Annotated in this window: 19 protein-coding genes; 10 read left to right on the top strand and 9 right to left on the bottom strand. The window is 71.9% G+C overall.

Annotated elements, in window-relative coordinates; genetic code table 11:
- The 3 genes from hisB to hisD are packed head-to-tail and all read right to left on the bottom strand — an operon-like array spanning position 1 to position 3,019.
- Positions 1-594: an imidazoleglycerol-phosphate dehydratase HisB gene (gene hisB / locus OG295_RS25340; RefSeq protein WP_048480319.1), complete on the bottom strand. Its 594-nt coding sequence runs from the start codon at positions 592-594 to the stop codon at positions 1-3.
- Positions 591-1,718, bottom strand: a complete 1,128-nt coding sequence (locus tag OG295_RS25335; protein WP_371678957.1) for a histidinol-phosphate transaminase — start codon at positions 1,716-1,718, stop codon at positions 591-593. The genes hisB and OG295_RS25335 overlap by 4 nt, the downstream gene beginning before the upstream one ends.
- A complete protein-coding gene (gene hisD, locus OG295_RS25330; protein ID WP_371678956.1) occupies positions 1,697-3,019 on the bottom strand; it encodes a histidinol dehydrogenase in 1,323 nt (440 codons plus the stop codon). Before hisD ends, OG295_RS25335 begins: the two co-directional genes overlap by 22 nt.
- A 124-nt stretch (positions 3,020-3,143) precedes the next feature.
- Between hisD and OG295_RS25325 the strand changes: the two genes are divergently transcribed.
- Genes OG295_RS25325 through ybaK form a run of 3 tightly spaced genes read left to right on the top strand, consistent with a single transcriptional unit; the run spans position 3,144 to position 6,010 of the window.
- A complete protein-coding gene (locus tag OG295_RS25325) occupies positions 3,144-4,733 on the top strand; it encodes an oxidoreductase (protein ID WP_371678955.1) in 1,590 nt (529 codons plus the stop codon).
- A gap of 34 nt (positions 4,734-4,767) precedes the next feature.
- Positions 4,768-5,508: an LON peptidase substrate-binding domain-containing protein gene (locus OG295_RS25320; protein WP_371678954.1), complete on the top strand. Its 741-nt coding sequence runs from the start codon at positions 4,768-4,770 to the stop codon at positions 5,506-5,508.
- A gap of 4 nt (positions 5,509-5,512) precedes the next feature.
- Positions 5,513-6,010: a Cys-tRNA(Pro) deacylase gene (gene ybaK, locus OG295_RS25315; RefSeq protein ID WP_371678953.1), complete on the top strand. Its 498-nt coding sequence runs from the start codon at positions 5,513-5,515 to the stop codon at positions 6,008-6,010.
- Positions 6,011-6,057: 47 nt separating this feature from the next.
- Here ybaK and OG295_RS25310 read toward each other — a convergent pair whose 3' ends face one another.
- From OG295_RS25310 to OG295_RS25295, 4 genes are read right to left on the bottom strand one after another with little or no spacing between them, the layout of a single operon-like run.
- Entirely contained in the window at positions 6,058-6,723 is a 666-nt protein-coding gene (locus OG295_RS25310) for a hypothetical protein (RefSeq protein WP_371678952.1), read from the bottom strand.
- Between the two features lie 28 nt (positions 6,724-6,751).
- On the bottom strand, positions 6,752-7,537 hold the full coding sequence (locus tag OG295_RS25305; RefSeq protein WP_266838551.1) for an ABC transporter permease: 786 nt from the start codon (positions 7,535-7,537) through the stop codon (positions 6,752-6,754).
- Positions 7,534-8,571: an ABC transporter ATP-binding protein gene (locus OG295_RS25300; RefSeq protein ID WP_371678951.1), complete on the bottom strand. Its 1,038-nt coding sequence runs from the start codon at positions 8,569-8,571 to the stop codon at positions 7,534-7,536. Before OG295_RS25300 ends, OG295_RS25305 begins: the two co-directional genes overlap by 4 nt.
- 28 nt (positions 8,572-8,599) lie before the next feature.
- Entirely contained in the window at positions 8,600-9,922 is a 1,323-nt protein-coding gene (locus OG295_RS25295; protein WP_371678950.1) for an NYN domain-containing protein, read from the bottom strand.
- 222 nt (positions 9,923-10,144) lie between these two features.
- Between OG295_RS25295 and OG295_RS25290 the strand changes: the two genes are divergently transcribed.
- Entirely contained in the window at positions 10,145-10,312 is a 168-nt protein-coding gene (locus OG295_RS25290; protein WP_371678949.1) for a hypothetical protein, read from the top strand.
- 117 nt (positions 10,313-10,429) lie between these two features.
- Here the strand turns inward: OG295_RS25290 and dnaE are convergent, their stop codons facing one another.
- Positions 10,430-13,972, bottom strand: a complete 3,543-nt coding sequence (gene dnaE, locus OG295_RS25285; protein WP_371678948.1) for a DNA polymerase III subunit alpha — start codon at positions 13,970-13,972, stop codon at positions 10,430-10,432.
- 166 nt (positions 13,973-14,138) lie between these two features.
- Here dnaE and OG295_RS25280 point away from each other — a divergent pair, with 166 nt between their 5' ends.
- The 5 genes from OG295_RS25280 to OG295_RS25260 all read left to right on the top strand — a co-directional run bounded on the left by OG295_RS25280 (position 14,139) and on the right by OG295_RS25260 (position 20,043).
- Positions 14,139-15,464 (top strand): DUF2252 domain-containing protein, encoded by a 1,326-nt coding sequence (locus OG295_RS25280; protein WP_371678947.1) that lies wholly within the window; start codon positions 14,139-14,141, stop codon positions 15,462-15,464.
- 62 nt (positions 15,465-15,526) lie between these two features.
- Positions 15,527-16,216, top strand: a complete 690-nt coding sequence (locus tag OG295_RS25275; protein WP_371678946.1) for a hypothetical protein — start codon at positions 15,527-15,529, stop codon at positions 16,214-16,216.
- A gap of 50 nt (positions 16,217-16,266) precedes the next feature.
- Entirely contained in the window at positions 16,267-17,061 is a 795-nt protein-coding gene (locus OG295_RS25270; RefSeq protein WP_371678945.1) for a DsbA family protein, read from the top strand.
- Between the two features lie 119 nt (positions 17,062-17,180).
- A complete protein-coding gene (locus OG295_RS25265; RefSeq protein ID WP_371678944.1) occupies positions 17,181-18,863 on the top strand; it encodes an alkaline phosphatase in 1,683 nt (560 codons plus the stop codon).
- Positions 18,864-19,086: 223 nt separating this feature from the next.
- Positions 19,087-20,043, top strand: a complete 957-nt coding sequence (locus OG295_RS25260) for a zinc metalloprotease (RefSeq protein ID WP_371681301.1) — start codon at positions 19,087-19,089, stop codon at positions 20,041-20,043.
- Between the two features lie 123 nt (positions 20,044-20,166).
- Here OG295_RS25260 and OG295_RS25255 read toward each other — a convergent pair whose 3' ends face one another.
- Positions 20,167-20,745 carry a dienelactone hydrolase family protein gene (locus OG295_RS25255; RefSeq protein ID WP_078950219.1) on the bottom strand — a complete coding sequence of 193 codons (579 nt, stop codon included), beginning with the start codon at positions 20,743-20,745 and terminating at the stop codon, positions 20,167-20,169.
- 63 nt (positions 20,746-20,808) lie between these two features.
- Here OG295_RS25255 and OG295_RS25250 point away from each other — a divergent pair, with 63 nt between their 5' ends.
- Positions 20,809-21,846 (top strand): mechanosensitive ion channel family protein, encoded by a 1,038-nt coding sequence (locus OG295_RS25250; protein ID WP_371681300.1) that lies wholly within the window; start codon positions 20,809-20,811, stop codon positions 21,844-21,846.
- Positions 21,847-21,855: the final 9 nt, after the last annotated feature.

Raw genomic sequence — 21,855 nt, 5'->3', positions numbered from 1 at the left:
CTAGAGGGCGCCCTTCGTGGAGGGCAGGATCCCGGCGGCGCGCGGGTCGAACTCCGCGGCGTAGCGCAGGGCCCGGGCCAGGGCCTTGAACTGGCACTCCACGATGTGGTGGGCGTTGCGGCCGTACGGGACGTGGATGTGCAGGGCGATCTGGGCCTGCGCCACGAAGGACTCGAAGATGTGCCGGGTCATCGTCGTGTCGTACTCGCCGATCATCGGCGCCATGTTCTCGGGCTCGGTGTGCACGAGGTACGGGCGGCCGGACAGGTCGACGGTCACCTGGGCCAGGGACTCGTCAAGCGGCACGGTGCAGTTGCCGAAGCGGTAGATGCCGACCTTGTCGCCGAGGGCCTGCCTGAAGGCGGCGCCGAGCGCGAGGGCGGTGTCCTCGATGGTGTGGTGGCTGTCGATGTGCAGGTCGCCGTCGGTCTTGACGGTGAGGTCGAAGAGTCCGTGGCGGCCCAGCTGGTCGAGCATGTGGTCGTAGAAGCCCACGCCGGTCGAGACGTCGACCTTGCCGGTGCCGTCGAGGTTTATCTCGACGAGGACCGAGGTCTCCTTCGTGGTCCGTTCGACCCGTCCGATGCGGCTCATGCCTGCTGCTCCTTCTTCAGTGCGCGAACCGCTTCCAGGAACGCGTCGTTCTCGGCCGGGGTGCCGGCGGAGACCCGCAGCCAGCCCGGTACGCCGTTGTCCCGGACCAGGACGCCCTGGTCGAGGATCTTCTGCCAGGCGGTGTGCGAGTCGTCGAACTTCCCGAACTGGATGAAGTTCGCGTCGGACTCGGTGACCTCGTAGCCGATGGCCCGCAGCTCGGTGACGAGGCGGTCCCGTTCGGCCTTGAGCTGCTCGACGTAGCCGAGCAGGGTGTCGGTGTGCTCCAGGGCGGCCAGCGCGGTCGCCTGGGTGACGGCCGACAGGTGGTACGGCAGGCGCACCAGCTGGACGGCGTCGACCACCGCGGGGTGCGCGGCCAGGTAGCCCAGGCGCAGGCCGGCGGCGCCGAAGGCCTTGGACATGGTCCGGGAGACCACCAGGTTGGGGCGGCCCTCGATCAGCGGCAGGAGCGAGTCGCGGTGGCTGAACTCCACGTACGCCTCGTCCACGACGACCAGGGACGGCTTGGCTGCCTGCGCGGCCTCGTAGAGGGCGAGGACCGTCTCGGCCTCGACCGCGGTGCCGGTGGGGTTGTTGGGCGAGGTGATGAAGACGACGTCGGGGGCGCTCGAAGCGATGGCCTGCTCGGCGGCGGCCAGGTCGATGGTGAAGTCGTCCCGGCGCGGACCGGAGATCCAGCCCGTGCCCGTGCCGCGGGCGATCAGCGCGTGCATCGAGTACGAGGGCTCGAAGCCGATCGCGGTGCGCCCGGGGCCGCCGAAGGTCTGGAGCAGCTGCTGGATGACCTCGTTGGAGCCGTTGGCGGCCCAGACGTTCTCCCGGGCGACGGGGTGCTTGCCGGTACGGGTGAGGTAGGCGGCCAGTTCCGTGCGCAGCTCGACCGCGTCGCGGTCGGGGTAGCGGTTGAGGGTGCGGGCGGCGTCGGCCACCCGCTCGGCGATGCGCCGGACCAGCTCCTCGGGGAGCTCGTACGGGTTCTCGTTGGTGTTCAGCTGGACGGGCACGTCGAGCTGGGGGGCGCCGTACGGGGTCTTTCCGCGCAGTTCGTCCCGGATGGGGAGGTCGTCGATCCCGAAACTCACTGGGTGGGCACCTTCCATCCGAAGCGGGCCTTGAGGGCCGCGCCGTGCGCGGGCAGGTCCTCGGCCTCGGCGAGGGTCACCACGTGGTGGGTGACCTCGGCGAGGGCGTCCCGCGTGTAGTCGACGATGTGGATGCCGCGCAGGAAGGACTGCACGGACAGGCCGGAGGAGTGGCAGGCGCAGCCGCCGGTGGGCAGCACGTGGTTCGAGCCGGCGCAGTAGTCGCCGAGGGAGACCGGTGCCCAGGGGCCGACGAAGACAGCCCCGGCGTTGCGGACGCGGGCGGCCCACGCGGCGGCGTCGGCGGTCTGGATCTCCAGGTGCTCGGCGCCGTACGCGTCGACGACCTTGAGGCCGTCCTCCAGGCTGTCGACCAGGACGATCGCGGACTGCTTGCCCGCGAGGGCGGGCTTGATCCGGTCCTCGACGTGCTTGGTGGCCGCGACCTGCGGCTCCAGCTCCTTCTCGACGGCGGCCGCGAGCTCCTCGGAGTCCGTGACGAGCACGGCGGCGGCCAGCGGGTCGTGCTCGGCCTGGCTGATCAGGTCGGCGGCGACGTGGACCGGGTCGGCCGTGGAGTCCGCGAGGACCGCGATCTCGGTGGGGCCGGCCTCGGTGTCGATGCCGATCTTCCCGGTGAAGTAGCGCTTGGCGGCGGCGACCCAGATGTTGCCGGGGCCGGTGACCATGTTGACCGGGAGGCAGTCCTCCGTGCCGTACGCGAACATCGCGACGGCGACGGCGCCGCCGGCCGCGTACACCTCGTCCACGCCGAGCAGCGCGCACGCGGCGAGGATCGTCGGGTGCGGCAGGCCGCCGAACTCCCTCTGCGGCGGGGACGCGAGCGCGATCGACTCGACGCCCGCCTCCTGGGCCGGTACGACGTTCATCACGACGGAGGACGGGTACACGGAGCGGCCGCCCGGGGCGTACAGGCCCACGCGCTCGACCGGCACCCACTTCTCGGTCACGGTGCCGCCGGGGACCACCTGGGTGGTGTGCTCGGTGCGGCGCTGGTTGCGGTGCACGATCCGGGCGCGCCGGATGGACTCCTCCAGGGCGGCGCGGACGGCCGGGTCCAGCTCGTCGAGGGCGGCCTTCAGCGCCTCGGCGGGCACCCTGACCCGCTCCAGCTCCACCCCGTCGAACTTCCGCGCGTACTCGATCAGCGCCGCCGTGCCACGATGATGGACGTCCTCGCAGATGGGCCGCACTTTCTCCAGTGCGGCTTCCACGTCGAACTCGGCACGGGGCAGCAGATCGCGCAGGGCGCCACCCTCGGGGAGGGCGTCACCGCGCAGGTCGATACGAGAGATCACCTCCCAATTCTCTCAGACCGGCTCCCGCCACCGTTCGCCCGTATCACTGGCTGATACACGTCCCGGATGTCACGGGCCCCCCTTAGCGTTTCCCGTACACGCACGTGACAGCGGGGGGGCTGCCATGACCGAAACGCAGGTGGACGGGCGACCGGGTGACCTGACCGACGCCGAACACCTCATGTGGCAGACGTTCCGGGCGGGCACCGTCTGCGACCTCAGTGCCCGGGTGGCCGAGCTGGACGACCCGCACGGCGACGCGGAGTGGGGTCCCGAGCGCCGGGTCCGGGCGGAGGTCGTCGCCCTGCTCCTGCTGGCCGGACCCGAGCCCGTCCCGGGGCGCGTCGGATGCCTGAAGCTGCGCGGCGCGCAGATCACCGGGCGCCTCGACCTGTCGGGCGGCACGGTGCCCCCGTACGTCGAGATCCGGGCGTGCCGCTTCGACGGCGAGATCCAGCTCTCCGAGACCCGCTTCGGCACCCTGCGGCTGGACAACTGCGCCGTCCCCCGCATCGAGGCGGCCCGGCTGCACACCGAGGGGGACCTGCACCTGGCGCGCTGCCGGGTGGCGCGGGGGATCCGGCTGACCGACGCCCAGATCGGCACCGACCTGCTGATCAGCCAGGCCGTCTTCCAGCGGGACAACCGGGGGCGGGCGATCGCCGCCGACGGGATGGCGGTCGCGCAGGACGTCCAGGCCGACATGGTGGAGACGTACGGGGAGGTGAGCCTGCGCGGGGCGAAGGTGGGCGCCTCGATGAGCCTGCGCGGGGCCCGGCTGCGCAACCCGTACGGCCGGCGCGCGCTGAACGCCCCGACCCTGACCGTCGAGCGGACCCTGTACCTGACCTCCGTGGGCCTGCCCCGCGAGGCTCCCGATCCGGCCCGCCCGTACGACTGGGCCCAGACCCCCACGCGCGGCGGGCCGGAGCGGCGCTTCGAGTGCGGGGGCGGGATGCGGCTGGACGACGGCCGTTTCGGGGACTCCGTGGACTTCTACGGGGCCCGGTTCGACCTGCGGCCCGACCAGGAGGTCTCGCTCCGGCGGATCCAGACCCCCGAGCTCCGCTTCGTCGGCGAGGCGCCGCAGCGGGGCCGGGTGGTGGTGTCGGGGGCGAAGGTGGTCAAGCTGGTCGACCGCTCCACGAGCTGGCCCGGTCCCGGCCGCCTGTCCATGGAGGGGTTCGTCTACGAGAACCTCGCCCCGCGGGGCCACTTCCCGCTCGCCCGCCGCCTCGACTGGGTGGCGGCGGCCACCCCCGAGTACTCCCCGGAGCCCTACGAGCGGCTCGCGGCCGTGCTGCGGGACGGCGGGGAGGACGCCGACGCCCGCGAGGTGCTGGTCGCCAAGCACCGGAGGCGCCGGAGCACCCTGCCGCCCGCGGCCAGGGCCTGGGGGTACCTCCAGGACTGGACGGTGGTGTACGGCTACCGGCCGGGGCGGGCGGCCCTGTGGATGGCGGTGCTCTGGGCGGCCGGCGCCCTGCTGTTCTCCGGCCACCGTCCGGAACCGCTCAAGGCGGACGAGCACCCGCAGTGGAACGCCGCCCTGTACGCGCTCGATCTGCTGCTGCCGGTGATCGATCTCGGTCAGGAGGGCCAGTGGAAGGTGCAGGGCGGCTGGCAGTGGGCCGCGGCGGCCCTCGTCCTGCTCGGCTGGATCCTGGCCACGACGGTCGCCGCGGGCGCGTCCCGGCTGCTGCGGCGGGGGTGACGGCCCGGGCCGTCCGGCCACTACCCTGTGCCTCGTGACCACCGTTCGCCTGCCCCTCTTCCCGCTGAACCAGGTTCTGTTCCCGGGCCTCGTGCTGCCGCTCAACGTCTTCGAGGAGCGGTATCGCGCCATGATGCGCGAGCTGCTGAAGACCGGGGAGGACGAGCCGCGCCGGTTCGCCGTCGTCGCGATCCGCGACGGCCGGGAGGTGGCCCCCACCGCGCCCGGTCTGCCCGACCCGACGGCGCTGCCCGCGCGGGGTCCCGCGGCGGGCTTCGGCGCGGACCCGATCCAGGCGTTCCACCGGGTCGGCTGCATCGCGGACGCGGCGACGATCCGGGAGCGGGAGGACGGCACGTTCGAGGTGCTGGCCACCGGCACGACCCGGGTGCGGCTGCTGTCGGTCGACGCGTCGGGGCCGTTCCTGGCCGCCGAGCTGGAGGAGCTCGCGGAGGACGCGGGCGAGGGCGCGGGCGCCCTCTCGGAGGGGGTCCTGCAGGCCTTCCGCAGCTACCAGAAGCGCCTGGCCGGGGCCCGCGAGCGCACCCTGGCCTCGACGCCGGACCTGCCGGACGAGCCCTCGGTGGTCTCCTACCTGGTGGCGGCCGCCGCCGTGCTGGACATCCCGGCCAAGCAGCGCCTCCTTCAGGCCCCGGACACCGCGACGCGCCTGGCGGAGGAGCTGAAGCTGCTGCGCGCCGAGACCGCGGTGATCCGGCACCTCCCGTCCCTGCCCGCGGTGGACCTGACCCGCACCCCGACGAGCCCGAACTGAAGGCATGGCGAAGAAGCAGAAGCAGCAGACGGCGGGCACTCCGGCGATCGTCGCCCTGACCGCGGCCGGGGTCGACTTCACCACGCACGCCTACGAGCACGACCCGGCCCACCCCTCCTACGGGGAGGAGGCCGCCGAGGCCATGGGCGTCTCCCCGGACCGGGTCTTCAAGACGCTCGTCGCGGACGTCGACGGGGTCCTCACGGTGGCGGTGGTCCCGGTCTCGGGCTCACTGGACCTGAAGGCCCTGGCGGGCGCGGTGGGCGGGAAGCGGGCGGCGATGGCCGACCCCGCGCTGGCGGAGCGCACCACGGGCTACGTCAGGGGCGGCATCTCCCCGCTGGGGCAGCGCAAGCGGCTGCGCACGGTGGTGGACGCTTCCGCCTCCGCGCACCCCACGATCTGCGTCTCGGCGGGCCGCCGGGGCCTGGAGGTCGAACTCTCCCCCGCCGCCCTCACCACCCTGACCACGGCCACACTGGCCGCCATCGCCCGCCCTTAGCCCCTCGTGGGACCGGTCTCCCCGCAGGAAGCGAGGAGGCCGGGGGGTCAGGAACCGGCGCGCGGAGGCTCCGACGGGGACAGGTGCGGAGGGGACGGCTCCGCGTGGAGGTGTTCCGGCGGGTACGCGCCGTACGACTCGGTGGACGGCGACGGGTCCCGCGGCCCCCAGAGGGCGGTCAGCCCGAGGTGGACGGCGACGGCCGTCATCGGCCACACCAGCAGCACCCCGTACGCCAGCACCTGCAGCGGCGCGTCGAACGGCACCCCCTTGCCGGCCTTCGCGGCGGCCGCCGGCACGTCGGAGCCCGGTCCGAGCCACAGCCCCAGCCGCCACCCCACCAGCGCGGCGAAGCCCGCCCCGAGGGCCAGCCCGACCACCAGGGGTACGCCCCCGCGCCGCCGCCACAGGAACACGCCGAGCGCGCTCAGCACCCCGAACCCCAGCGCCAGCAGGAAGAACGTCCCGTCGGCCCCGATCCGCGCCTCGCTCTCGGTGTCCCGCAGGAAGACGGCCTCGCCGTTGGAGACGTACTGGACGCGCGGCGCGAGCCACACCCACAGCAGCCCGAGGAGTACCCCGGCCACGCCCACCACGAGGGCGACGGCGGCCCCGTCACGGATGTCCGCCGGGGTGACGGCGTCCTCCGGCTTCGGGAGGTCGGGGAGGTCGGAGGGAGACGACGGCGGCGTCACGGCTTCGGTCACCCCCACATCGTGCCAGGTACGCCCGGCGACGGCGTCAGCGGACCGCCGCCCGCCGGTAGGCCCAGGTGGCGACGGTCAGGGACAGCAGCCCGACGGCCCCGCACACCCCGAGGTCGAGGGCGACCGCCGACCAGTGCGGGTGCGGGGCGAAGGTCTCCGCGAAGGCCTGCACCCCGTAGGTGGACGGCAGCAGGTCCCGCGCCCAGACGACCGGGCCGGGCATCCGCTCCGGCGGCAGCACCCCCAGCAGCAGCGCCGCCGACATGCCCAGCTGCCCGGCCAGCGTGGCCAGCTCCTGGCGCGGGGCGAGCAGCCCCAGCGCGGCGCCGAGCCCGGCGAGGGCGGCCCCGGCGAGCGGCACCACGGCGGCCAGGATCCACAGCCCGCCCATCGGCAGCCCGAACAGCACGCAGCCGAAGACGGCCGTGACCAGGGTCCCCGGCAGGGTGAAGGAGGCGTACGCGGCGGCCGCACCCAGCACCACCGAGGCGGGCGGCACCGGCAGGGTGGCGTAGTGGTCCAGCCCGCCGCTCGCCCGGAGCTGCCCGAAGTACTGCGCGAGCAGGTTCAGCGCGACGAAGGCGACCACCAGCACGGACGAGCCGGCGACGACGGCACGCGCCTCGGAGCCGCCGCCCCCGTCGACCACGCCCCGCATCAGGATCATGATCCCGACGGACTGGAAGGTGGCCACGAACAGCAGCGGGATGCGCGCCACGCGTGCCCGGGACAGCTGGGCCCGGTAGACGGCGGCGAGCGCGGGGAAGAAGCGGGCGCGGGGCGCGAGCACCCCGGGTACCGCGGCAGCGACGTCGGTCACGACTTGACCAGACCCTTCATCCGTCCACCCAGCGCGAGGTAGACGTCCTCCAGGCTCGGCGTGGCCAACGTGAAATCGTCGAGGGCGGCGAAGGCCGGGCCGCCGGTCACGGCGGCGACGGCGGCGCGGGCCTCGTCCTGGCCCAGCCGCAGCACCCAGCGCCGCCCGGACTCGGCCGCCCGCGGGGCGAGCTCCGCGACCTCGGGGACCTCCAGCGGCGGGGCGGTGCGCCACACCAGCTCCAGGCGGACCTCGTCGGAGACGCGGGCCTTGAGTCCGGCGGGGGTGTCGCAGGCGATGACCTTGCCCTGGTCGATGACGGCGACCCGGTCGAGGACCGTCTCGGCCTCGATGACGTTGTGGGTGACCAGCAGGACGGTGGCGCCGTGGCGCTCGCGGCGCCGGTCCACGGCGGCCCACACGGCGCGCCGGGCGACGGGGTCCATGCCGGTGGTGGGCTCGTCGAGGACGAGCACGGGCCGCTCGCCGACCAGGGCCGTTGCGAAGCAGGCGAGGCGGCGCTGGCCGCCGGAGAGCTTCTTCAGGGGGCGTCCGGCGATCGCGGTCAGCCCCAGTTCCTCCAGCACCTCGTCCCGCGCGGTCCGCGCGTCGCGCGCGGCGAGTCCGCGGAGCCGGCCGGTGGTCTCGGCGGCCAGGGAGACGGTGAGCTCGTCGAGGGCGGTGGACTCCTGGCCGAGGTAGGCCAGGAGGCGGGCGGCCCGCTCGGGGTGGCGCACGAGGTCGTGGCCGAGCAGGGTGACGGCGCCCTCGTCGGGCCGCATCAGCCCGGTCAGCTGGCGGACCAGGGTGGACTTGCCGGCGCCGTTGGGGCCGAGCAGGCCGAAGATCTCGCCGCGCCGGACCTCCAGGGAGATCCCGTCGTTGGCCCGGGTCTCGGGCAGGGCGGGGGCCCCGCGCCGGCCGCGCACCGCCGGGTACGTCTTGACCAGGTCACGCACCGCGCAGACCACGTCGGAAGCCGTTCCGGCGGCCGCTGCCGTGGGGTGCCCTGCCTGTGCTGTGCCCGTACTCACGAGGGAGCAGCCTACGCGGCTTCCGCCCCTACTCGGCCGCCGGGGTCGGCGGGCCGGAGGGCACCGGGGCACCCGCCGTGCCCGGTGCGGCGCCGACGTGCTCGGCCGCCGCGCGGACGTCGATCTCGCGCCAGAACCCGGCGCGGATGGCGTAGCGGTCGTGTTCGTCGATCTGGTCGTCCTTGTGCGCGAGGAGTCCGAACCGGGCGGCGTAGCGGAGCAGCTCCCCGTCGATCCGGTGCGGGACGCGCGGGTACATGGTGGCGAGTTTCTGCAGGTGGACGGTCTCCGGGAGGCGTTCCATCCAGCGCCGGGCGAACACCTGGCCGACCTCGAACGGGTCGCCGCCGACGGTGGTGATGTCCTCCTCGCGGTCCGCCCAGCGCTGTTCGGCGCTGGTGAGCTGGGCGAGGGTGGGCAGCGAGGCGGTCTCCGCCGGTTCGCCGAGCGGCCCGGCCCGGTCGATCCAGCCCCTGTCGGAGGACCAGCGCAGGGCGCTGCCGGCCGGGGCCGGGGCGCTCTGGACCTGCCGGTCGGCCGGGGCCGGGCCGGGGGCGCGCAGCGAGGCGAGGTCCTTGGGGGTGGGGACGGGCTTGGCGCCCTCGGTCGCGGGCGCCGGTACGGGTGCTCCGTTCGGGGGGTTCCCGGGGGCTTCCCGGTCGGTGGTGGCCGCGGCGCCGTTGCCGTTGCCGTTGCGGGCGGCTTCGGCGAGGGCCGCCTCGGGCAGGGGCGCGGAGAGGATCGCGGCGATCTCGGGGCGCGGGGCGGGCGGCGGGGGGCAGAGCCCGGCCAGGTCGCGGGCGCGGACGGCCCGGGTGATCCAGGCCCGGTCCAGGACGCGGCGTTCGTCGGCTTCGGCGACGAGGTCCTCGGACTGGTTATAGTCCCCGTCGGCGGCCTGGACGGCCCACAGGTGGACGGCGACCCCGTGCTCCTTGGCGGACATCAGCCCGGGGAGCAGGTCGCCGTCGCCGGTCACCAGGACCACGTCGGAGCAGGCCCGGTTGCGGGCGAGTTCGGTGAGTTCGGCGTGCATGGCGGCGTCCACGCCCTTCTGCGCCCAGCGGCCGTCGCTGCGGGTCAGGGCACCGAGGCGGACGGTGACCCGGGGCATGACGCGCAGCCGGCGGTGTTCGGGCTGCGGCACCCGGTCGGGAGCCCCGTCGAACCAGTAGATCCGCAGGAGGGGCTGCTCGGTGTCGGCCTCGGCCCGCTCGCGCAGGCCCTGGATGAGGGCGGTGTGGTCGACGGTGATGCGGGAGCGGGAGGGCTCTCCGGCGAGGAGGCTCGCGGCGGCGCCGAGCAGGTATCCGGCGTCCACCAGGACGACGCAGCGGTCCACGCGTTCCACCCTCTTCCGTGGGGTTCCCAGGGGGTACTCGTTAGGTTTTCCCCGAGTCTGCCCGACCGCAAGGGTGTTGACGGCCGGAACTCGATCATCGGCGTGGCGGATCTCCCGGCGGGCCGGACGAGGGGCTCCACTACGCGCAGTAATGATCCAAAATGCGTGGGTTGTGCTGGTGTGTGAGTGTGAAGGCGGCCCTGGCCCCTACACCCCCCACGGAGGCATCCCATGGCCAAGAACAAGAACCAGAAGCAGCCGGCCAAGCAGCAGCCCCGATCGGCGCAGGATCCGTCGAAGGCGTCGATGGAGTCCTCCCCGGACGAGCGCTCCTCCCAGTCGCCGAGCCCGCTGGACATGGCCCACAAGGGCAAGCAGAAGCGCTTCGGCCACAACTGACGCCGCCGCCCAGGTACGAGCGAGGGCGCGCCCGGATTTCCGGGCGCGCCCTCGCTCGCGCGTGGCCGCGGGTCCGCGCGTACGGCCGCGGGCCCCTCGGGTCCGGGCCGGCTCGGCCTAGCCGGCCAGGCAGGAGGGGCCGAGCAGCACCTTGAGGTCGCCGAAGAGCGCCGGGTCGGGCTGGACCCGGTGCCGGTCCAGGCGCAGCACGGTGGTGGTCCGCGGCCCCTGGAGCTTGATCCGCACCTCGGTGTTGCCCTTGTGGTGGCGCAGGATCTCGCCCAGACGGGTCACCATCGGCGGGGTGACCTTGACGGTCGGGATGGTGAGGACGACGGGGGCGTTGGTCCCGGCGGAGGAGAGGTCGGGGACCATCATCTCCATGGCGACGAGCCGGGGGACGTCCTCGCGCTTGTCGAGGCGGCCCTTGACGAAGACGACGGTGTCCTCGACCAGCTGGGTGGAGACGAGCTGGTAGGTCGCGGGGAAGAACATGCACTCGATGGACCCGGCGAGGTCCTCGACGGTGGCGATGGCCCAGGCGTTGCCCTGCTTGGTCATCTTGCGCTGGAGGCCGGAGATGATGCCGCCGATGGTGACGACGGCGCCGTCGGAGTGCTCGCCGCCGGTCAGCTGGGAGATGCCGGCGTCGGTCTTGTCGGAGAGCACGTGCTCCAGGCCGAAGAGCGGGTGGTCGGAGACGTACAGGCCGAGCATCTCGCGCTCCTGCGCGAGCAGGTAGGACTTCTCCCACTCCACGTCGGAGAACTCCACGTCGAGGCCGAAGCCGGGCTCGTCGCTCGCGCCCTCGTCACCCATTCCGCCGAAGAGGTCGAACTGTCCCTCGGCCTCCTTGCGCTTGACGGCGACCACGTTGTCGATCATCGGCTCGTGGTGGGCGACCAGACCCTTGCGGGTGTGGCCCATCTCGTCGAAGGCTCCGGCCTTGATCAGCGACTCGACGGTGCGCTTGTTGCAGACGACGGCCTCGACCTTGTCCAGGAAGTCGGGGAAGGTGGAGTACTTCCCCTTGCTCTTCCTGGTCTTGATGATCGACTCGACGACGTTCTGGCCGACGTTGCGCACGGCGGTGAGGCCGAAGAGGATCACGTCGTCGCCCTGGGCGGCGAAGTTCGGCTCGGACTCGTTGACGTTCGGCGGGAGCACCTTGATGCCCATGCGCCGGCACTCGTTCAGGTAGATCGCGGACTTGTCCTTGTCGTCCTTGACCGAGGTGAGGAGGCCGGCCATGTACTCGGCCGGGAAGTTCGCCTTGAGGTAGGCGGTCCAGTAGGAGACGAGCCCGTACGCGGCCGAGTGGGCCTTGTTGAAGGCGTAGCCGGCGAAGGGGACCAGGACGTCCCAGAGGGCCTTGATCGCCGCGTCGCTGAAGCCCTTGCCCCTGGCGCCCTCCTCGAAGATGACGAAGTTCTTCGCCAGTTCCTCGGGCTTCTTCTTGCCCATCACGCGGCGCAGGATGTCGGCCTCGCCGAGCGAGTACCCGGCGATGATCTGGGCGGCCTTCTGGACCTGCTCCTGGTAGACGATCAGGCCGTAGGTGACCGCGAGCACCTCTTCGAGCGGCCCCTCCAGCTCCGGGTGGATCGGGGTGATCTCCTGCTGCTTGTTCTTGCGCAGGGCGTAGTTCGTGTGCGAGTTCATGCCCATCGGGCCCGGCCGGTACAGGGCCGAGACGGCGGAGATGTCCTCGAAGTTGTCGGGCTTCATCAGGCGCAGCAGGGAGCGCATGGGCCCGCCGTCGAACTGGAACACGCCGAGGGTGTCGCCGCGGCCGAGGAGCTCGAAGGTCTTGGGGTCGTCGAGCGGGAGGGCCAGGAGGTCGATGTCGATCCCCTTGTTGGCCTTCACCATCTTGACGGCGTCGTCCATGATCGTGAGGTTGCGCAGGCCGAGGAAGTCCATCTTCAGCAGGCCGAGCGACTCGCAGCTCGGGTAGTCCCACTGGGTGATGGTGACGCCGTCGGTGTGCCGCACCCAGACGGGCACGTGGTCGGTGATCGTCTCGCTGGACATGATCACGCCGGCGGCGTGCACGCCCATCTGGCGGACCAGGCCCTCGACGCCGCGGGCGGTGTCGATGACCTTCTTCACGTCCGGCTCGTTCTCGTACATCCCGCGGATCTCGCCGGCCTCGCCGTAGCGGGGGTGCGTCGGGTCGAGGATGCCGGAGAGGGGGATGCCCTTGCCGAGGACGTCGGCGGGCATGGCCTTGGTGAGCCGGTCGCCCATGGCGTACGGGTAGCCCAGGACGCGCGCGGAGTCCTTGATCGCGTTCTTGGCCTTGATGGTGCCGTAGGTGCCGATCATGGCGACCTTGTCGGCGCCGTACTTCTCGGTCACGTACCTGATCACCTCGACGCGCCGGCGCTCGTCGAAGTCGATGTCGACGTCGGGCATGGAGACGCGCTCGGGGTTCAGGAACCGCTCGAAGATCAGGCCGTGGGTGATCGGGTCGAGGTCGGTGATGCCCATGGCGTACGCGACGATCGAGCCGGCCGCGGAGCCTCGGCCGGGGCCGACCGCGATGCCCTGGTTCTTGGCCCACATGATGAAGTCGGCGACCACGAGGAAGTAGCCGGGGAAGCCCATCGAGATGATCGTGTCCATCTCGTACTCGGCCTGCTGCATCCGGTCGTCCGGGATGCCCCCGGGGTAGCGGCGGTGCATGCCGCGCATGGTCTCCTCGCGGAACCAGCTGACCTCGGTGTGGCCCTCCGGGATGTCGAACTTCGGCATCAGGTTCCGGAACTTGAACATGCCCTCGGTGTCGATCTGGTCGGCGACCAGCCGCGTGTTGGCGCAGCCCTCCTGCCAGGCGTCCGAGGAGTCGATGGCGTACATCTCGTCGGTCGACTTGAGGTAGTAGCCGGTGCCGTCGAAGCGGAAGCGGTCCGGGTCCGAGAGGTTCTTGCCGGTCTGGATGCACAGCAGGGCGTCGTGCGCGGTGGCCTCGCTCGCGTACGTGTAGTGCGAGTCGTTCGTGACCAGCGGCGGGATGCCGAGCTTCTTGCCGATCTCCAGCAGACCGTCGCGGACCCGGCGCTCGATCTCGATGCCGTGGTCCATCAGCTCCAGGAAGTAGCGGCCCTCGCCGAAGATGTCCTTGTAGTCGGAGGCGGCCTGCACGGCCTCGTCGAACTGGCCGAGGCGCAGCCGGGTCTGCACCTCGCCGGACGGGCAGCCGGTGGAGGCGATCAGGCCCTCGGACCACTTGGAGATGGTCTCCTTGTCCATCCGCGGCCACTTCGTGAGCCAGCCCTCGGCGTACGCGTCGGAGGACAGCCGGAAGATGTTGTGCAGGCCGGTGGCGTTCGATGCCCAGATGGTCTTGTGGGTGTAGCCACCGGAACCGGAGACGTCGTCGCGCTTCTGGTGGGGCTGGCCCCACTGGATGCGCCGCTTGTTGCGCCGGGACTCGGGTGCGACATATGCCTCGATGCCGATGATCGGGGTGATCCCGGCCTTCTGGGCGGTGTGGAAGAAGTCGTACGCCCCGTGGAGGTTGCCGTGGTCGGACATCGCGATGTGCGTCATGCCCATCTCGTTGCACGCGTTGAACATGTCCTTCAGCCGCGCGGCACCGTCCAGCAGCGAGTACTGGGTGTGGACGTGCAGGTGCGTGAACGGCGTCTTGGTCACGGTGGGAGCCTCCGGGGGGAGAGAGGGGCGGCAGCTTTGAATCCTACGTCTCCCGGCTGACACAAACGGGGCACCGACCGGTACCTTCATCCGTTGCAGACCCAAGGACACCTGTCCGAAATGCGATCCCGTACGTGATCGACCAGCGCCATCAGGAGGATCCGCCATGGCGGTACCCGAGACGACCGACGAGCAGCGCGCCGAGCAGATACTCGACGTGTTCGACACCGCGTTCGGAGAGCTGCTCGCGGCCGACCCCGCCGCCTTCCAGGTCAAGTTCCGGAAGATGGCGGCCTCGGCCTTCGCCTTCTACCGGGGCACCGCCTGCCTCTTCTACTCCGACCTGGAGCGCGACCGGCACGGCGGCCCGTACCTGGACGAGCAGACGGGCCGGGTGTGGATCCACGGCGACCTGCACGCCGAGAACTTCGGCACGTACATGGACTCCAACGGCCGGCTCGTCTTCAACGTCAACGACTTCGACGAGGCCTACGTCGGCCCCTTCACCTGGGACCTGAAGCGCTTCGCCGCCTCCGTCGCCCTGATCGGCTACACCAAGGCCCTCGGCGACGCGCAGATCAGCGAGCTGGTGCGGATCTACGCGGGCGCCTACCGCGAGCGCATCCACCACCTGGCGACCGGGGCCAAGCACGAGGAGGTCCCCTCCTTCACATTGGACACCGCCGAGGGCGCGCTGCTCTCCGCCCTGCGCTCGGCGCGCTCCCGCACCCGTTTCTCCCTGCTGGACTCGATGACGGAGATCCGCGACCACGAGCGCCGCTTCACCGACGGCGGGGGCGCGATCGAGCTGGACGCGGCCACCCGGTACAAGGTGCTGGCCGCCTTCGACGGGTACCTGGAGACCCTGCCCGAGGAGTCCCTGGTCCGCCCGGACTCCTACCGGGTCAAGGACGTCGTGGGCCGCCGGGGCGTGGGCATCGGCTCGGCCGGCCTGCCCTCGTACAACATCCTGCTGGAGGGCCACAGCGACGCCCTGGAGAACGACGTCGTGATCTACCTCAAGCAGGCGCAGACCCCGGCCGTGTCCCGGCACATCACCGACCGGGCGGTGCGCGAGTACTTCGAGCACGAGGGCCACCGCACGGTGATCTCGCAGCGCGCCCTCCAGGCGCACGCCGACCCGTGGCTGGGCTGGACGGAGCTGGACGGGGCCGGGCAGCTGGTCGCGGAGGTCTCCCCGTACGCGGTGGACCTGGACTGGTCCGACCTGGACGACCCGGAGGAGATCGCGGCGGTCGTCGCGGACCTGGGCCGGGCCACGGCCACCATGCACGCGGCGGCCGACGCCGCGGAGAGCGGCCACTCCCTGGTCCCCTTCTCCACCGAGCGGGCCATCGACGCGGCGATCGCCGCCGACGAGGAGGGCTTCGCGACGCTCCTGGTGGACTTCGCGCACGCCTACGGGGCTCGGGCGCGGGCCGACCACCAGATCTTCGTGGACCTGTTCCGCAACGGCCGGATCATGCCGTAGGTCCGGTGCCGCGGCGGCCCCGGAGCCCTGGATTCACAGGGAGGCATGGCAGACTCGCGACGATGGACATATCAGGGGCAGGACCGAGGGCACTGCGGGCCGCGCTGTTCAGCGCGCTCGTCGTGCTGCTCTCGGCCGGCTCCCACGTGCTCCTGTCCCGGGTCCCGCTGCCGCCCCTGCTGGCCGCCGGGGCCTTCGCGGGGGTCTTCGCGATCGCGTTCGCGCTGGCGGGCCGCGAGCGCGGCTTCGGACCGATCGCCGGGCTGCTGGTCCCGCTGGAACTGGCCGCCGACACGGTCTTCACCGCCGGACAGCGCGTCTGCTACGGCCCCGCGGGCGGACCGGTCTCCGGGCCGCTGCACGCGCTGGGCCTGGACGGGCTGTGCGGCGGGACCCCGGTGGGCGGCTCGCTGACCACCGTGGCCGGCCCCGTCGGCGATCCCGCCGCCCTGCTGGCCGCCCCCGGTCCGTGGACGCCCTGGCTGCTGCTGGGCGGGCACGTCGGCATCGGGCTGCTGGCCGCCGCGTGGCTGCGGCACGGCGAGCGGGCCCTGGCCCGGCTGCTGCGGGCGGTGGCCGCCCTGGCGTTCCGGCCGCTGCTGCTGGCGGTCGCCCCGTTGGCGGCGGGTGCCGGGCCCGCCGGGCGGGCGCCGCGCCGGCCGTTCCCGGGCGCGGGTGCCCGTACCCGCTTCCCGGCGCATTCCGTGGGACGGAGGGGACCTCCCGTACGCGCGGCGCTCGCGAGCGCCTGACGTACGTACGGCAGTCCCCCCTCGTCCTTCCACGTCCCACGGAGATCATCATGAGTGCACGCAACAGCCAGCAGAACAAGGCCGCCGCCCGCGAGAAGCTGCGCATCGAGCGCGAGAAGCAGGCCAAGAAGGACAAGGCGCGCCGCCAGGCGTTCGTGGCCGCCGGGATCGTCGGCGTCCTGGCCCTGGCCGCGGGCGTCGGCTACCTGGTCGTCAAGGGCAACGAGCCCGGCTACTGGGAGAAGGCCGCCGACGCCACCCTGGTCAAGCCGAAGAACACCGAGGGCGCGGACGGTCTGACCGTCGTCGTCGGCAAGCCCGAGGCCAAGAAGACCCTGGAGATCTACGAGGACTCCCGCTGCCCGGCGTGCGCCGCCTTCGAGCAGTCGTCCGGCGAGCAGGTCAAGAAGGACGTCGACGCGGGCAAGTACAAGCTCCGGTACTTCGGTGCCACCTTCATCGACAACGCGTCCAAGGGCGAGGGCTCGAAGAACGCGCTGAGCGCGCTGGGCGCGGCGCTGAACGTCAGCCCGCAGGCCTTCCTCGACTACAAGGCCGCGCTGTACTCCAAGGACCTGCACCCCGACGAGAGCGTCGACAGCTTCGCCAAGGACGACTACCTGATCAAGGTCGCGGACACGGTTCCGGCACTCAAGGGCAACGCCGAGTTCAAGAAGGCCGTCGAGGACGGTACGTACGACCGGTGGGCGATGGACATGTCGAAGGCCTTCAACAAGTCCGGGGTGACGGGCACCCCGACGCTGAAGATGGACGGCAAGAAGATCGACACCCCGGCGACGCCGGAGGCGTTCACGGCCGCGATCGACAAGGCCCTGGCCGGCTGATCCGTCCGCATCCGGCCGCAATTGTGCGGACAACGGGTGGGTGAACTCCCAGAGTTCGCCCACCCGTTCCCTTTCCGAGACTGTTCCTGGCTGAATACCGATCAGTAATATGATCGCCCGTGACCAGTCATCTCACCCCCTCCGCCGACGGCGCCGCCACGGCCGCCCGCCCGGCACATCCGCGCCGCCGTTCGGTCGTCCTGGCCGCCGCCGCCACGGCCGCGCTCGCGCCGATCACCGCGCTCGGCGCCCCGGCCGCCCACGCGGCCGGATCCACCCCCGCCTTCCTGCACGGCGTCGCCTCGGGCGACCCGCTGCCCGACGGGATCCTGCTGTGGACCCGCGTCACCCCGACCGCGGAGGCCGTCCCCGCCTCCGGCCTCGGCCCGGACACCGCCGTGGGCTGGGAGGTGGCCGAGGACAAGGCCTTCTCCCGGATCGTCGCGAGCGGTTCCGTCACCGCCAGTGCCGCCACCGACCACACCGTCAAGGCCGACGTGCGCGGACTGCGCCCGCAGACCCCGTACTGGTACCGGTTCACCGCCGGCGCCACGGTCTCCCCGGCCGGACGGACCCTGACCGCCCCGGCCGCCGACACCCGCACCCCCGGCGTGCGCTTCGGCGTGGTGTCCTGCGCCAACTGGGAGTCCGGGTACTTCTCGGCGTACCGGCACCTGGCCGCCCGCACCGACCTGCACGCGATCCTGCACCTCGGGGACTACATCTACGAGTACGCCACGGGGGCGTACCCGGAGCCCAAGTACGTCGTGCGCCCGCACGAGCCCCGGAACGAGATCCTCTCGCTGGCCGACTACCGCACCCGGCACGGCAAGTACAAGACGGACGCCGACCTCCAGGCCCTGCACGCGGCGCACCCGATCGTCGCCATCTGGGACGACCACGAGTTCGCCAACGACGCCTGGTCCGGCGGCGCGGAGAACCACACCCCCGCCACCGAGGGCGACTGGGCGGCCCGCGCGGCCGCCGCCAAGCAGGCCTACTTCGAGTGGATGCCCGTACGCCCCTCCATCGCGGGCACCGTCTACCGGCGGCTGCGGTTCGGCACCCTCGCCGACCTGCACCTGCTGGACCTGCGCAGCTTCCGTTCGCAGCAGACGAAGGCCGGCAGCGGCTCGGTGGACGACCCCGAGCGCACCATCACCGGACGGGCGCAGCTGGACTGGCTCAAGGCGGGCCTGGCCTCCTCGAACGCGACCTGGCAGCTGGTGGGCACCTCGGTGATGATCTCGCCGGTGGCCTTCGGCGCGCTGCCCGCGCACCTGCTGAAGCCGCTCACCAAGCTGCTCGGCCTGCCCGAGGGCGGAATAGCGATCAATGTGGATCAGTGGGACGGCTACACGGACGACCGCAAGGAACTCCTGGGCCACTTGAAGGACCGGAACATCAAGAACACGGTGTTCCTGACCGGCGACATCCACATGGCATGGGCGAACGAACTCCCGGTGGAGAAGGCGACGTACCCGGGCTCGGGCACGGCGGCGACCGAGTTCGTGGTGACCTCGGTGACCTCCGACAACCTCGACGACATGCTGCACGTCCTGCCGGACACGCTCTCGCTGGTCGCGGAATCGGCCATCAAGGCCGCGAACTGGCACGTCAAGTGGCTGGACATGGACGCCCACGGATACGGCGTCCTGGACGTGACGGCCGAGCGCTCGCAGATGGACTACTACGTGGTTTCGGACAAGCGGCGGCAGGACGCGACCTCCTCCTGGGAGCGCTCGTACCGCACGCTGAACGGCACGCAGAAGGTGGAGCGGGCCGACCGCCCGGTTTCCTGACAGACCGTCAAATCTGCTGTCGGTAGGGGTTTCTGGTGCAGACCAGGGGCCCCTACCGCACCATCGGCAACAAATCTTTAACCTCCGGGTACTTGCCAATTGAATGACATGCACACGTAAGCTTCCGGCCAGCGTGAGGAAATACCTCACCCCCCACCACGCTTCGCGAGGAGTCAACGTGCGCGCTGTTGCCCGCATATCCCCCCTGCTCCGCCGCCGCCTCATGGGCACGGCCGTCCTGGCCTCCACCCTGGCCTTCGCCCCGCTGACGGCCCCGACCACGGTCGCCGCCGCCGCTGCGAAGACCCCCGCCGAGGTCTGTGCCGAGCAGGGCTCCGCCCCTGCCAACGCCCGTGTGGCGCGGCCCAAGGACCACCACGCGGCCGATCCCAACGAGATCAGCGACGCCCAGGTCAAGTCCATGGACGCCGACCTGAAGAAGAAGCTCGCCCAGCTCCAGCTCTCCCCGCAGCAGAGCGAGGGCATGCGCGCCGGCGCCGCGGCCGCCGTCACGACCATCCCGGTCTACGTGCACGTCATCACCTCCGGCAGCACCGGCAAGCTGACGGCCACCCAGATCAACAACCAGATCTCGGTCCTCAACGCGGCCTACGCGGGCCAGGGCACCGGCAACGTCAACTCCGGCTTCCAGTTCAGCCTGGCCGGGACCGACTACACCGACAACTCGACCTGGTACAACGTCTCGGACGGCACCAAGGCCGAGAAGGACATGAAGAACGCCCTGCGCAAGGGCGGCAAGAACGCGCTCAACCTCTACACCGCCAACCTCGGCGGCGGGCTCCTCGGCTGGGCGACCTTCCCCAGCTCCTACAACTCGGCGCCCAAGATGGACGGCGTCGTCATCCTCAACTCCTCGGTGCCCGGCGGCTCCGCCACCAACTACAACGAGGGCGACACCGCCACCCACGAGGTCGGCCACTGGATGGGTCTGTACCACACCTTCCAGGGCGGCTGCACGGGCAGCGGCGACTCGGTCTCCGACACCCCGGCCGAGTCCAGCGCCGCCTTCGAGTGCCCGACCGGGCGCGACACCTGCACCGCGCCGGGCGCCGACCCGATCCACAACTTCATGGACTACACGTACGACTCCTGCATGTACCAGTTCACGGCCGGCCAGGTGTCGCGCATGAAGAGCATGTGGACGGCCTACCGCGCCTGACCCGCGGCCGGTCTTCCCCGCTCCGTCCGCTCCATCCGCTCCACCGCGCCTCCCGCGCAACCGGCAGGGCCCCCGGCGTCACCGCCGGGGGCCCTGCCTCCGTCCGTCCCGCGGGCCCGCTCCCTACAGGCTGTCGAGGAAGCCGAGCGCGACCTTCCAGGTCTCCTCCGCCGCCTCCGCGTCGTAGTCGTCCAGGTCCGGGTCCGTGAACAGGTGACCGGCCCCGGGATAGGTGTGCACCTCCACGTCCGCTCCGGCCCGCCGCATCCGCAGGTACCAGGCGGTCAGCCAGTCGTGCGGCTCGAAGGGGTCCGGGTCGGCGACGTGCAGCTGCACCGGCAGCTCGTCGGCCGACGCGTCCTCGTCCAGGTCCGCCGTGCCGTGCAGGAGCAGCAGTCCGCGCGCCTTGTCGTCGGCCAGCGCCAGGTGCTGGGCGACGGAGCCGCCGTAGGAGAAGCCGGCGTAGACCAGACCCTGGTCGGAGTACGGCGCCACGGCCAGGACCGCCCGCTTGAGCAGCTCGTCGCGGCCGACCTCGTCCTGGTGGGCCATCCCCTCCTCGACCGTCGCGAACGTACGCCCCTCGAAGAGGTCGGGCACCTGGACCTGGTGTCCGGCCGCGCGCAGCCGGTCGGCCGCCGCGTGCACCGCGGGCCGCAGCCCGTACGTCGAGTGGAAGAGCACGATGTTCATGCCTCCCATCGTGCCATTCGCGGCGAAGGGGGGAGTCGCGGGACCCGTCGCGGTTAGGTTCTGGGTATGGAGATGGAGAACGTCCTGCGTCCCGTCGTGGCCCTGGCCGCCGTGCTGGTCCTCACCCTGCTCGCCGGGTGGCTGCTGGACCTGATGCTGCGCAAGGCGGACGCCCGGCACACCGAGACCCCGTTGTGGGGGCTGCTGCGCCGCTGCGTCCCGCCCTTCCGGCTGGTCCTGGCCACGGGCCTGCTGCAGGCCTCGTACCGGCGGGCGGGCGTCTTCCCCGCCCACCGGGCCGCCGTCGGGCACGTCCTGGCCCTGCTGATGATCGCCTCGACCGCCTGGCTCCTCGTCCGGATCGCCACGGCGGTCGTGGACTCCGTCTACTCCCGCTACGCCGCCTCCGCCCCGGACTCCGCCCGGGTCCGCCGCGTCCGCACCCAGGTCACCCTGATCCAGCGGGTGCTCGTCGCCGTGGCGGTGGTGGTCTCGGTCGCCGCGATGCTGCTGACCTTCCCCGCCATGAGGGTGGCCGGCGCCTCGATGCTGGCCTCGGCCGGCGTCCTCGGCATCGTGGCCGGCATCGCCGCCCAGTCCACCCTCGGCAACCTCTTCGCCGGACTCCAGATCGCCTTCGGCGACACCGTGCGCATCGGGGACACCGTGGTCGTGGACAAGGAGTGGGGCACGGTCGAGGAGATCACCCTGACCTTCCTCGTCGTCCGCACCTGGGACGAACGCCGCATCACGATGCCGGTCTCGTACTTCACGAGCAAGCCCTACGAGAACTGGTCGCGCGGCGGCGCCGAGATCACCGGCACCGTCCTCTTCCACCTCGACCACGCGGCGCCGGTAGCCCTGATGCGGGACAAGCTCGCGGAGCTCCTCAAGGACATCCCCGAATGGGACGGCCGCACCGGTTCCCTGGCCGTCACCGACACCACCCCGAACACCATCGTGGTGCGCGCCGTCGTCACGGCGAAGAACGCCGACGAGGTGTGGACCTTGCGCTGCGCGGTGCGCGAGCAGCTGGTCGCCTGGCTGTCCGCCCAGCACCCGTACGCCTTCCCCCGCGTCACGACCTCGGAGAGCGACCCCCGCCCTTAGGGGGTGTCT

It is taken from the genome of Streptomyces sp. NBC_01276 (assembly GCF_041435355.1).
In the GTDB taxonomy this organism is placed as follows: Bacteria; Actinomycetota; Actinomycetes; order Streptomycetales; family Streptomycetaceae; genus Streptomyces.
This window is presented reverse-complemented; position numbering and strand designations above follow the sequence as displayed.

Coding starts and splice junctions, on each gene's coding strand:
- hisB (WP_048480319.1), bottom strand. CDS start 594: ATGAGCCGCATCGGACGGGTCGAACGGACCACGAAGGAGACCTCGGTC.
- OG295_RS25335 (WP_371678957.1), bottom strand. CDS start 1,718: ATGGAAGGTGCCCACCCAGTGAGTTTCGGGATCGACGACCTCCCCATC.
- OG295_RS25325 (WP_371678955.1), top strand. CDS start 3,144: ATGACCGAAACGCAGGTGGACGGGCGACCGGGTGACCTGACCGACGCC.
- ybaK (WP_371678953.1), top strand. CDS start 5,513: ATGGCGAAGAAGCAGAAGCAGCAGACGGCGGGCACTCCGGCGATCGTC.
- OG295_RS25290 (WP_371678949.1), top strand. CDS start 10,145: ATGGCCAAGAACAAGAACCAGAAGCAGCCGGCCAAGCAGCAGCCCCGA.
- OG295_RS25280 (WP_371678947.1), top strand. CDS start 14,139: ATGGCGGTACCCGAGACGACCGACGAGCAGCGCGCCGAGCAGATACTC.
- OG295_RS25275 (WP_371678946.1), top strand. CDS start 15,527: ATGGACATATCAGGGGCAGGACCGAGGGCACTGCGGGCCGCGCTGTTC.
- OG295_RS25270 (WP_371678945.1), top strand. CDS start 16,267: ATGAGTGCACGCAACAGCCAGCAGAACAAGGCCGCCGCCCGCGAGAAG.
- OG295_RS25260 (WP_371681301.1), top strand. CDS start 19,087: ATGGGCACGGCCGTCCTGGCCTCCACCCTGGCCTTCGCCCCGCTGACG.
- OG295_RS25255 (WP_078950219.1), bottom strand. CDS start 20,745: ATGGGAGGCATGAACATCGTGCTCTTCCACTCGACGTACGGGCTGCGG.
- OG295_RS25250 (WP_371681300.1), top strand. CDS start 20,809: ATGGAGAACGTCCTGCGTCCCGTCGTGGCCCTGGCCGCCGTGCTGGTC.